This is a genomic window from Parapedobacter indicus, from assembly GCF_900113765.1.
GTDB classification, from domain to species: domain Bacteria; phylum Bacteroidota; class Bacteroidia; order Sphingobacteriales; family Sphingobacteriaceae; genus Parapedobacter; species Parapedobacter indicus.
Window position 1 is genome coordinate 273141 of the sequence record NZ_FOQO01000008.1, and the last position, 12111, is coordinate 285251.

Here is a 12111-nt window from a genome sequence, read left to right on the forward strand (position 1 = left end):
AAAATTAATTAACCCTAAACGAAATCGGATCCAGCTCCTGCTGCACACCGTCTGGGCCCACTGCGATAATATTGTAGAAAAACACAAAAGATCCCGGAGAAACCGAACCCAATGCGTTCTGCATTGGCCCTGAAAACGCTCCATTGGTTCCCTGATAAGGTCCCATTGGATCTACCCTTGGTTTCTGTATCAACATCGAAAAACGGGAAATGTTGAATTTTGCATCAAATTCAAAGTCTTCTAGCGCCGCGAAAATCCGATTTTGTCCCTTGATTTGCGCCGCAGCGACCGTTCCGCCCGATTTTCCCGCAACACGTGCCTGCGGTGTCGGAATCCGTTTCACACGAAAGTTAGTAGCTCCAAGCGACTGTGTTTGTTCACCAATTCGCGCCGAAACGCGGATGCTGGCTGTACCGGGTTGCGTAACCCGGGCTACATACTTCCCACCTGAACCAGAAACAGAAACCCCTTCACCGCTCACTGCCAGGCTCTCTTTTGGAATACCCGGGGCCGACACCGATATGGGATTATCTACGCCAATATACAGTACATTCATGGCGTCTGGCGAAACCACAGCCGAGGGCCGTGCCACTTGGTAAGATTGTGGCTCGGTTACATACTCTTTGACCGTTCCATCCGTTTGTTTCACACGGATGGTGCCTGTCCAATTAAAAACGCCTTCACTGCCGGTATTCACTGAATAAGTGGCTTGTCCATCCGCTACAGGTAAGGCATTGCCCCCTACCGAAATTTCGGGATTTGACTTGGAATCATAGGCTGTCAAAAAAACCTTGGCTGTATAAGGCTGCCCTTGTATGATATACGAAGAAGGAGCTACCGCTACCGCCGCAAACCGATCGAGGTTCACCACAGCCATGTCCATTTCGCCGAAAATATGTTTTACTACCGCCGATTCTGCATTCTTTACATCCGCTTTTATTTTTTCCAGTGACGTAATTGCAGCCGTCAGTGGGATCCCGTCCCCGAAATTGGCCTCTTCCCAACTTTTTTTGATGCCCGCACGGGGCGGGGGGTCCTGTGCTTCAAGTGCAAAACCAACCTCGTTGTCGGATATAGCGACTAATTTCTCGCGGGTTTCATTAATGAGCTGACGTAATCGTTCGGCACGCTTTTCCCGTACCATCAGCCGGAAACTGATGTCAGTACTGCTTCTATTCCTTAGATCTCCCGTCGATTCGTTTTCTCCGCCGCCTGCATCCGTCAGCAGGGCTTGTAATGAATCTACATGCGCCGCAAGGTCATGTGCCAAGCGACTCGCCTCTTCCGCTCTCGCCAATATGGGTTTTGCCCGGTCGGGCTCGTCCTTGAGTTTAGTTTCCCGAAACGCGCTAAACATATTGTCTATGCTCGTTTGGGTATTCTGTGTTGAAGTATTTAAGCTAGTTGCTAAATTCTTGAAGGCATCAAGTACCGAATCACTGACATTGAGTGCTACCAATCCCAGCAACACTAAATACAGGATTCCGATCATTTTCTGCCTGGGTGTCTCTTTTCCGCCTGCCATTGTGACAAATTACGTTAGGTTAATTACTTAATTAATCTTGCTAATTTGCATACGTCATACGCGGGGTTGATTCATCGCAGCCAACATATTCCCATAAATGGCATTGAGCGAAGCCAGGTTTCTGTTAAGATGGCCCACCTGTTCCTTAAACTGTTTGGTTTCGGTTGTCGACTCGTTAAGTTCTTTCAATACCTGCTCAATATTACTGTAGTGCTGGGTGATGGTTTGCAGTTTCGTGCTGGATTCTTTCAATTCCAGTTCGTAAACCGCATTGAGCTGTTGGAGGTTATTCGCCAGCTTATCGACTTCTTGTTTATAGGTCTTTGCCCCCGTGCTGCTGTTCCCTATCTCGGCGAGATCAGTCGAGGCTTTTTCAAATGCAACATTCAATTTGTCAAACTGTCCGGTTGCCGATTTAATCTTTTCGGTGAACTGACCCGTAGCCAATGAAGCATCGGACACATTGGATATCGCCGAAACCTTATCACTGAATGTCCGCAAACCTTCCCCAAGGGTTCCAATCAAATCTGGGCTGATGCGGGCATCTTGCAACATCTTATCGAGCGCAGCGGTCGAGCCCACATTGACCGCTCCCTGGGTAGATGCTTTGGGCAAATCTCCTTTGAAGTCTTCAGCCAATTCAGGATATACCCGTGTCCAATCCGGCTCCCTACTCTCTGCTTGAAAACCGAGGATAAAGAACAAGAGGGCCTCCACGCTGAGCCCTACGGCGATCATCCATTCTCCACCCTGAAAATGCAGGATTTTGAACATCAAGCCAACAATTACAACCGAGGCTCCCCAAGAGATGAGCGTATTGATTCCAAATTTAAATTTGCGTTTTTCTGCCATGATAGAATAGTCATTAATGTTTAAGTGTTGATTATAAAAATAATTAGTCGTTCATTGGATCTACCCCTGGATAAGCGGATACACTTCGGAAACCGAGGTAAGACTTGGCTGTGTCCTGATATTCGTAAGCACGAGCGGAATTTTGTAAAAAATATCCGATGTCTTTCCACGATCCTCCTCGTATCACTTTACGTTGCAGGGATTGTGGGTCTCCTGGTTTGGTATCGTATCGATAGGTAGGATTCATGTCGTGCACAAAAGAGGAGGCGGATTCATTAAAAGTCGAGGAGGTCCATTCCGCCACATTGCCCGCCATATTATACAGCCCAAAATCATTGGGAAAATACGAATATACGGGCGCCGTATACCCTGCCCCGTCATCGATATAGTTTCCTCTTCCCGGTTTGAAGTTGGCCATCAAACAGCCCTTCGCATTACGTGCAGAAGGACCGCCCCAAGGATACTGCATACCTACCCGACCTCCACGGGCCGCATATTCCCATTCCGCTTCGGACGGAAGCATGTATGGCTGCCTAATTTCCCGGCTTCCCGATTTCCGGCTGCGTTGGTGATTCTCAAAAAGTCGGGTACGCCACGTATTGAATGCCTGTGCCTGCCGCCAGGTAACCCCCACTACGGGATATTCATCGAATGAAGGATGCGAAAAATATCCCTCAACCATGGGTTCATTTTGCGCGTAGCTGAAATCATTGAGCCAAACCGTCGTATCGGGATAGACCAAAATTGTATCCCGTCTGATAAAATCAGACCGTGTCTTCGTCGGATCGCTTTTTGCTGCCGTTGCTGCACGGAGGTCATACCATTCGTAATGGTAGCGCAACAAGCGGACATCCAGTTCGTCTTTACCAAAAATACGGTCTTCTCCCTGATAAAACATCTGGCGCGTGCGCTCCCTCACCTCCTGATCCCGCGAACTCCACAACGATCGTTTCCCTCCGCTTACCTTGGACCAGTCGATATACCGCTCGTTTGAACCCTCAATTTCCAAAAAATAGCTTTCATCCTGTAGGTAATTGTAAACTAATATCGAGTCGCGAACCCAGTTAACAAACTGCCGGTACTCGCTATTGGATATCTCGGTTTCATCCATATAAAAAGATGAAATCGTTACCTGACGGTTTTGGGCAACCTGCGCAAATGTGATATCTTGATCAGACTGTCCCATGATGAAGGTACCCCCTGGAATCAATACCATCCCATGGGGAACACGGTTCGTTTTGAGACGTTCGCGTTTCACACCAATCAACTCTCCACCTCCGGATCTGCTGCAGCTTCCTGCTAACACAGCCAATATAACAATGTATAGTGTAGGTAAATATTTTCTATTCATTTAGACATACATATGGACAAGGAACATGCTATACCGTCAACAGCCATAAAACGCGTGATTAACAACCCGTTACAAAAGCAAAATTCAGACCAAAAACGCATATACAGCTCTCGCCTTCGTCAAGTTTTACAAAGCCAACCTTTTCCCACGTATTCAAAATCGTGTTTCTCAAGTAGGTACATCCTTTCTATCCCATCTGGAATAGCGGCGATAAATTTATTAAAAGAAATGGTATTTCTTTAGTAAAAAGGAAAGATATTTAAAATTAGCTATTTGTTAACTGTTTTTATGTATTGCTCAACAGCCATGGTCATACTGGGCGCTTCCGGGGTAGGGGCCGCAATATCCAAAATCAGGCCACGGTCCAAAATCGCTTGGTGGGTGCTCGATCCAAATGCCGCCAATCTTGTGTTATTTTGCTTGAAATCTGAAAAATTTTCAAATAGAGATTGAACGCTGGATGGACTAAAGAAGACAATGACGTCATAAAAAACGTCTTTTAAGTCGGAAAGATCACTCACTACCGTGCGAAAAAGTACCGCGGGAGTCACATTGTAACCATTCTCCTGAAGCCAATTATAGGTTTCTTCGTTGGCGACATCCGAGCAGGGATACAAAAATCGCTCTTTTGCATGTTTTTTTAATACATCCGCCAAATCTTTAGCCGTTTGTTTGCCAAAGAATATCTTACGTTTACGATATTGGATGTACTTTTGCAGGTAAAGCGCAATCGTTTCTGAAAGACAGAAATACTTCATATCCGCAGGCACTTCATACCGCATCTCTTCGCAAATCCGGAAGAAATGGTCGGCCGCATTCCGGCTCGTGAAGATTACCGCTGTAAAATCGGCAAGGTTAATGCGCTGCTCTTTGCGTACTTCGCGCGCGGGCACTCCCTCTACGTGGATGAAAGCCCTGAAATCAAGCTTCAAATTGTACTTTTGTGCCAAAGCGAAGTAGGGGGATTTCTCGTTTTCTGGCTTAGGCAACGTTACCAAAATGCTTTTTACTTTCTTTGCTCTATCTGCTTCTGACACTTGCATGTTCTTTACGTTAATTACCCAATACTTTTACCAAAATTAGTACTGGAGCGATTTCGAGGCAGCAAAGATACATAAATAAATAAAATTTTGAAAACTGATGGTTCGTGAGCACGTTGGTCGCCGTCTTTACAAAACGGAAAACGAACAATCCCAACACCAGTGTTAACGCAGCCGGAATAATCCAAACCATCTGGGTTTCGGGAACTAAACTTAAGATCAGCACAACGGGCAAGAAGACCAAAGCCGCATTAAAATAACTTAAATATAATATGGATACGTACTCACGTACGATTCGCCGGACATCAAAAACAACACCCAAAAACCGCGTGACAATAATTTTAAGAACAAATAGCAGCATGACGAAAATCGATATGCCCAAAAAAGTGTCTACGCCGCTTTGATAACTTCCTTTTCCGTAATAAAGGTTGCAAACATAAATGAACAACCCCATCGCAAAACCGAATAAAACATATAGAAAAATAAACGGCCAAGAGCTATACAGTGTATCTTCTTTATTGATTTGCAACAACATCCGATCATTATAAAAAGCTTGGATAATAGAAAGCACTTCATTTGGAAAAGAAACCCGCACGAGACCTAGCAATAGCAGCAACAGTCCGATGGCAGCCATCACCCACTGCTCACGACCACCTTTTTCGTCGTCCATTGGCTGCTCCAACGATTGCGCAAAATGCAGCCACCTGAGGAAATCCCCCTTCTGTACAACCACCAATTTGCGTAAGCTGTCGGCCAATTGGTTGGGGCGTTCCGGATCCGGCAGGCCAATAAACTGCATGGTCAGGGAGTCTTGTACACGCCTTATTGAATCTGCCAAACGCTTTTTCTGGGCCAGCTGTGCCTGCCTTATTGAATCTTGTACAGACCAATATCCGGGTTGTTGCAACTGCGTAATATCAGCAAGCGCAACACTCGACGGAACAAGCCAACACAACGTAGCGAGCGCCACTATAAAACACCTCATTGCCACATGGAATTACAATATGGCAGCAAAGTTAGACAAAAATCGAAGTTCCTACAGCCGTTTAATCTTTATATTTCTGAAACTAACCCTGTCGCCGTGGTCCTGTAAGAGGATATGCCCAGTTTCGGCCTGACCGAAATTGTCCCACTTTTGGTATTTGCTTTCACTCACAAGCTTTTTGTACGCCTCTGAACCACGTTTATACTCCAGCATCTTTTCTCCGTTCAGATAGTGAATTACAGTATTATCCGGCTGCACCACTACGCGCCCCTTATTCCATTCGCCGATTTTACGAAGCGCGCGAGGCGTCTTTTTTGCCGTAATCAAATCGTAAAGCGACGCCAACGTACGGTTGCCATCCCTGCCCATCTTTGCGTCGGGATGCCGTTCGTCATCCAGCACTTGATATTCAAGCCCAATGGCCGATCCCGTATTGTTCTCGCTCAAGGTGACAAAGTACTTTACACCACTATTTCCTCTTTCGGTCAGTTTAAATTCAAACGAAAGATCGAACGCTCCATACTCATCAACCGTTACAATATCTCCTCCATTCGTAGACTCACTTCCGTCTGAGGGAAGTACCGTAATCGTCCCGTCTTTTATTTCCCAACCTTTCTCCGGAAACGAATCGTTGTAAGCTCCTACCCATCCGGCAGGACTCTTACCATCAAACAACAGCTCGTAGCCGTTCTGCTTTTCATATGCCGAAAGATCATTAGGGGTTAGGTTCACTGCATATATACCTGATGGGAAATCCTGTGGCTTCAGGTTTTCCGTCTGAATCCGAATATTTTTGAAATACACTTTTTTGCCTGCCAGCGTTTCGTCTTTGATACCGTGCACCTGCAATCCGATAAAGCCGGTTGCATCTATTGTATCAATTACATAGGCCACGGGGACATTGTTCACCCACGTTTTCATTTCATTGCCGATGGCCTCGATGCGAATGTGATTGAATGTGTCTTTTTTATAAGCACTTTTTGCTCCTTCATTTAAATCAAGCGGATATAACCATCCCCGGCGCGCCTCGTCATAAATACCTCCCGTCCACGCCCTCGGTGCCGGATCTATTTCTACCTGCCGACCGTACACCCGGCCTCTGCCATTGTTTGCTTCTTTATCTAAGTGGCTGCGCGTTTGGATGCCTGAATTGGTTGTTTCGCCCTCCAACTTCACATCTAATTCCAAAATAAAATCACCATACTCCTTTTCCGTAATCAGGAAAGAGTTAGGTGTTTCTGCCGTCATTGTTCCCACAATCGCTCCGTCTTCTATAGCATACGGCGCTTCGCCTCCGACAGATTGCCATCCAGTAAGGGTTTCACCGTCAAACAGCGGTTCCCATCCGTCGTTAGCCGCCGGAGTACATGATGTAAGCACAATAGCCGTCATCAAATATGCCAACGGGGTATTATGATTCGGTCTTTTACTTTTTACTAGTTTCATTATAGGATAATTATTGATTTATTGTTTGCTTTCGATGGTTAGGAGCATCAACGAATGCCACTTCTAAGCCGAATTAGAATAAAATAGTTAGCTTTGCTGTTATTGCCGATAATTGATTTTGCATCCAATAATAGCCATTTTTGAATGTAACCTCATAATTTTGAGTTGATTTTTTACGAAAACGATATCGTAACAGCTGGATGGAAGCACCTAATTTCTTTGAACAAGTATACCAAATCGTAAGACAAATTCCCGAGGGGCGGGTCACATCCTACGGGGCAATTGCCCGTGCACTCGGAGCGGGGGGATCTTCGCGTATGGTGGGATGGGCCATGCGAGCCGCTCATACAGCCTATCCACCCATCCCTGCCCACCGTGTAGTCAATCGCATCGGGGTATTGAGCGGCAAAATGGCTTTTGGCAGTCCCACGTTAATGCAACAACTGCTCGAAAATGAAGGATTGACCATTGTTGATGATCGGATCGTAGATTTTGCCGATGTTTTTTGGGAGCCTGCAACGGACATTATCCTTTAGCCCCCGTGGCAACTTCTTTATAAATATCTGGGAGTGTCCGTCCCAACCCTTGATAATCTAACCCGTACCCCACAACAAAGTCATTGGGAATTTCGAATCCTACATAAGCAATATTATCAAAAGGATATAACATGGCAGCGGGTTTGAGCAGCAACGTACAAACCGCCACCGATGCAGGCTTTTGCGCGTTAACCAAATCCAGCGTGTGCTTCAACGAATTGCCGGTATCCACAATGTCTTCCACGATGATGACTTCACGGTCTTTTAAATTAACGTCAAGGCCGATCAGTTCGTCTACTTCTTCGCGTCTATCAATCCCATCGTAGGAGGCTAGCTTTACGAACGATATCTCGTTGGCAATATGGATTTGTTTCATCAAATCGGCCATAAACATAAAACAACCGTTCAGCACTCCGAGGAAAACCGGATGCTGGTTTTCATAGGTTACATTAAGTTGGATACCAATAAGCCTAATTCGCTTCTTGATCTGGTTGTAGTCAATTGCACGTTCAAAAGACCGTTGATTGATCGTTATTTTCATTAGAAAATAATTTGCTTTTAATGGTCTAATGGAACCTGCATTTTCATCGCCTTTTTCGTCAGGCGCTGACATGGCAGGTTTCATCTAATTATTTTTCCTTTATCGGCCGATGAGAGCTCGATGCAAATAACGATTGCCCTGTGTGTCAACATTATTTGCATCTCGGTTTCATGGTGCTTCCTCCTCTTCCGGATCGTTTCGAAATATACGGTCTAACAAGCCTCTGACCTCCTCCAGTTCTGCGTCAAAATCTGTTGGAGGTACTTCCAATTGGAGGGTGTCTACAACAGCCGGTTTATCCGGCCGCAAGGCCTCCCTAAGGCTTACCGCATAAAAACCATAGCTGCCAGTAGAATCAGCTGGTGCCAGACCCCGTCTTGCCATGATATTTCCGATATAACTGAAATAACGTCCGATGTAGGGCTTGAGTCGGCCTTCGTAATTAAAAGCGTATAAACCCGTCTTCGGCCGAGGTACAATACTCGCCAGGTAAATGCTTTCTCCCAGCGTCAGTTGTGAAGGATGTTTACCGAAATAATAGCGCGCTGCTTCTGTGACGCCATAAACATTGCGTCCCCACTCAATGACATTCAGGTATACTTCGTACATCCGTTCTTTACTAACGGTCCGCGTGCTCTCCATCAGCCACACAATCAATATTTCTTCCAGTTTCCGGACGAGCGTTTTATTTCGACTGAGAAATACATTCTTCACCAGTTGCATGGAAATTGTGCTTCCGCCTCGCTTAAATGCTTTTTCCTTGTAATTGGTAGCAATGGATGTTCGTATCGCTTCTTCCACGAATCCATTGTGGCTGAAAAACGAAGGATCTTCCGTGGTGAGGATCGCATTCCGCAGGTAAGGCGATATCTGGTTGAGGGAAATAAAATTAGGATTTTCAGGCCCCACGATAATGTCGCGCACCGGCTTTTCGTTTTCATACGGGGTATATACAAAGGTGCCGTTGAGTTTCGGTATGTTTGCATGCCCCCAGGAATTGACGTTAAAGCCTTTCTGCTGCATGTCGGAGCTAAACTGCACGCTATCCGGATGAGTTGTATCGAGAAATGCTGCTAATTTATACTGGATATCGCCGGATACGCGTATTCCTTCCAACGACTCGAACAGCCCTTTGGGAAATGCGTCAAATAAATCCTGCGCTTTCATCTCGGGGGTTTCCAGCGCAAATGCATAGGTTTTCTCAGGTGCTGTGGTATAACGGATATAGGGATGTACTTCCAGCTTTTTCACCGTGATGGTTGATTCCTTTGAAAGCTCCACATGGTTGCTGCCTACGATCACCTCGGCATCGATATGTGCATCGGGCACCGTTACATCTTTCTGAGCAATGCGCCAGTGATTGATGTTGAGATTTTTAATTGCCCACTCTCCCTTGATGTGCAAGAATTCGTTATTTGTCCAATAGACTTCACGGAGCCGGGTTTCGACCGTATCGAAGCTAAGATTTAATCCGAATTTCTGCTCAAGCAATGGCAACGCTATTTTTTGCCCATTTGCGTGTACTTTTATATATAACTGACGCTCGCTCGGGTTTAATCGACCGGACACCTGCCAAACCGCTTTATTATCATTCAGGTACACCGCCGAAGTGAGCTTACCGTTATCGATATCTGCCTTGGGCACGCTGATGCGCTGCCGGAGACTGTCGTCGCGATAGGTTAGTAAAAAATCGCGCAGCTCCATATTCTTTGGAATCTTATAGAGTATGCTGTTGAGCATGCGGTTTGCCGCTTGGGCCATGTTGAGGGTCGTTGTTTCCACTTGCTCCTTAGGTTGGTCTCGCTGCAGGGTATCGGGCTCTCTGAACAAGAAATCATAGTTACTGATGCTGTCTTTCTTGATGAGTTGGATACGAGCCTTCTGCACACGCAGCCGCCCGAATTTTACATCTCCGGTAATGAGCGGGAAGAGTCTCACACTCACCGAAGCTTCGGCTACCCCCGCCAACTGCTTCCGATCGTGCGGCGTAATGGATACTTGTTCGAACGTCACCGTGGTCAATCCGGAAAAATAGGCTTTCCCAATGGCGAGATCGATTTGGTAATCATCGGCAAGTTGGGTTCGCATTTTGGCAAGCGTGGTCGCTAGAAGCGCTTCCCGCTTATGGTAGGCGATTGTGAAAGCAACGATTCCGCCCAATACCAATATACCCAACACAATCCCACCGATGATGAGCTGCCTTTTTGTAATCCTATCTAAAAATTGCCTAACGATGCGGTATGCCATAAACCCGGTCTATTCGGTGCCTAAATAACGGGATAATTCTCATTAAAAACAAAGATATGACAAGTTTGTGTTCGCGTTTCCGTAGGTTTGTATTCCGCAAATGAGAGGAACGCGATGATTACGAAAGAACAAGTATTACATGCACTGAGCCATGTGGATGATCCCGATCTTAAAAAAGACCTGGTTACGCTGAACATGATTAAGAATGTGGAAATTACGCCGTCGAAAATAAGTTTTGACGTGGAACTTACCACACCAGCTTGCCCGTTGAAAGGTCCCATCGAACATGCCTGCCGCAATGCTATTGCCTTATTTGTAGATAAAAATATTACCGTCGACATCAACATGACCTCCCGCGTTATAGGGACGAGAAGCAGCCAATTAGCCCAAATAAAAAATATTATCCTTGTTGCCTCCGGCAAAGGAGGCGTGGGCAAGTCTACCGTAGCGGCCAATCTAGCGTTGGCTTTGCTCGCCAAAGGTGCAAAAACCGGCTTGCTTGACGCGGATATCTATGGTCCCTCGCTGCCTATTATGTTCGGATTGGAGGGCGCCCGTCCAAAAGCTTCCAAGACTGCGGAAGGCAAGACAAAAATCGAGCCGATCGAAAAATACGGCCTGAAACTGCTCTCCATCGGTTTCTTCACCGACCCCAACCAGCCCGTTCCATGGCGAGGCCCCATGGTAAGCACGGCTGTCAAACAACTGTTTAACGATGCAGACTGGGGCGAATTAGACTATTTGGTGGTAGACCTGCCACCCGGTACCGGCGATGTGCACATCACCGTGGCCCAGGGATTTCCCATCTCGGGAGCAGTCGTAGTAACTACTCCCCAAAATGTAGCGTTGGCTGATGCTGTACGGGGAATCGGCATGTTTTTGATGGATTCCATCAATATTCCGCTGCTGGGCGTCGTGGAAAACATGGCTTACTTCACACCTGCCGAGCTGCCGGATCATCAATACTATATTTTCGGCAAAGACGGTGGCAAGCGCCTGGCCGAACAGTTCAACGCCCCCTTCCTCGGTGAAATCCCGCTGGTTAAAAGCATCAGCGATTCCGGTGATAATGGACTGCCGGTAATGATCGATGAAGATAGCCCTGCACATGCAGCGTTTTTGGAAATCGCCGGCAAGGTCGCCCAGCAATTGGCGATTGTTCAGGCTGCGGTTTGACCGTATCACAAAAAATCCTATCTTTGACACCAATGCTTTAGGGGTGCTTTCCCGTTGACGTAAGAACGGGAGGCTGAGAATAACCCTCATAACCTGCTCAGGATAATGCCTGCGAAGGGAAAAGTAACGGAACCCTCACACCTTTTGGTGGCTTCCTAAGGCATAAGTTAACTAGGTGCCCATATGGAAATCATCATCAATCAGCAAACAGTTACCGTTTATCAGGGAATCACGCTCGCAAACGTGTTGCGGGATTATGGTGCCCAGCCGTCCAAAGGTACAGCCGTAGCCATTAATGAAACCGTCATTCCCAGAAAACAGTGGGATATCACCATCCTCCAGCCCAACGACCGGGTTATCGTCGTCAAAGCGGCCCAAGGGGGATAAGGCAATATCGTCAAACAACACAGCT

General features: G+C 46.5%; 11 protein-coding genes and 1 riboswitch. Of the genes, 3 read left to right on the forward strand and 8 right to left on the reverse strand.

What is annotated here, in order from left to right; all coding sequences use genetic code 11:
• Positions 1-4: 4 nt before the first annotated feature.
• The 6 genes from porM to BMZ56_RS17275 all read right to left on the reverse strand — a co-directional run bounded on the left by porM (position 5) and on the right by BMZ56_RS17275 (position 7145).
• Positions 5-1525, reverse strand: a complete 1521-nt coding sequence (gene porM, locus BMZ56_RS17250) for a type IX secretion system motor protein PorM/GldM (protein ID WP_090628785.1) — start codon at positions 1523-1525, stop codon at positions 5-7.
• A gap of 54 nt (positions 1526-1579) precedes the next feature.
• A complete protein-coding gene (gene porL, locus BMZ56_RS17255; protein ID WP_090628786.1) occupies positions 1580-2377 on the reverse strand; it encodes a type IX secretion system motor protein PorL/GldL in 798 nt (265 codons plus the stop codon).
• Positions 2378-2420: 43 nt separating this feature from the next.
• Complete coding sequence (gene porK / locus BMZ56_RS17260) at positions 2421-3728, reverse strand: T9SS ring complex lipoprotein PorK/GldK (protein ID WP_090628788.1); 1308 nt, start codon at positions 3726-3728, stop codon at positions 2421-2423.
• Between the two features lie 269 nt (positions 3729-3997).
• Entirely contained in the window at positions 3998-4771 is a 774-nt protein-coding gene (locus BMZ56_RS17265) for a uroporphyrinogen-III synthase (protein WP_090628789.1), read from the reverse strand.
• 10 nt (positions 4772-4781) lie between these two features.
• On the reverse strand, positions 4782-5753 hold the full coding sequence (locus BMZ56_RS17270) for a DUF4271 domain-containing protein (protein ID WP_090628791.1): 972 nt from the start codon (positions 5751-5753) through the stop codon (positions 4782-4784).
• Between the two features lie 51 nt (positions 5754-5804).
• A complete protein-coding gene (locus BMZ56_RS17275; protein ID WP_090628891.1) occupies positions 5805-7145 on the reverse strand; it encodes a 3-keto-disaccharide hydrolase in 1341 nt (446 codons plus the stop codon).
• Between the two features lie 254 nt (positions 7146-7399).
• Between BMZ56_RS17275 and BMZ56_RS17280 the strand changes: the two genes are divergently transcribed.
• The gene (locus BMZ56_RS17280; RefSeq protein ID WP_090628792.1) at positions 7400-7735 is read left to right on the forward strand and encodes an MGMT family protein; all 336 of its coding nucleotides are present in this window, start codon (positions 7400-7402) and stop codon (positions 7733-7735) included.
• On the opposite strand, the gene hpt is transcribed toward BMZ56_RS17280, so the two are convergent.
• Both hpt and BMZ56_RS17290 read right to left on the reverse strand, forming a co-directional pair.
• Positions 7725-8276 (reverse strand): hypoxanthine phosphoribosyltransferase, encoded by a 552-nt coding sequence (gene hpt / locus BMZ56_RS17285; protein WP_177195188.1) that lies wholly within the window; start codon positions 8274-8276, stop codon positions 7725-7727. The genes BMZ56_RS17280 and hpt overlap by 11 nt on opposite strands.
• A gap of 168 nt (positions 8277-8444) precedes the next feature.
• Positions 8445-10523: a biosynthetic peptidoglycan transglycosylase gene (locus tag BMZ56_RS17290; RefSeq protein WP_245893275.1), complete on the reverse strand. Its 2079-nt coding sequence runs from the start codon at positions 10521-10523 to the stop codon at positions 8445-8447.
• 114 nt (positions 10524-10637) lie between these two features.
• Here BMZ56_RS17290 and BMZ56_RS17295 point away from each other — a divergent pair, with 114 nt between their 5' ends.
• Both BMZ56_RS17295 and thiS read left to right on the forward strand, forming a co-directional pair.
• Positions 10638-11699, forward strand: coding sequence for an Mrp/NBP35 family ATP-binding protein (locus tag BMZ56_RS17295; protein ID WP_090628794.1), 1062 nt, complete (start codon positions 10638-10640; stop codon positions 11697-11699).
• 29 nt (positions 11700-11728) lie between these two features.
• Positions 11729-11836, forward strand: a riboswitch (TPP riboswitch).
• 46 nt (positions 11837-11882) lie between these two features.
• Complete coding sequence (thiS, locus tag BMZ56_RS17300; RefSeq protein ID WP_090628796.1) at positions 11883-12086, forward strand: sulfur carrier protein ThiS; 204 nt, start codon at positions 11883-11885, stop codon at positions 12084-12086.
• The last annotated feature ends 25 nt before the right edge of the window (positions 12087-12111 follow it).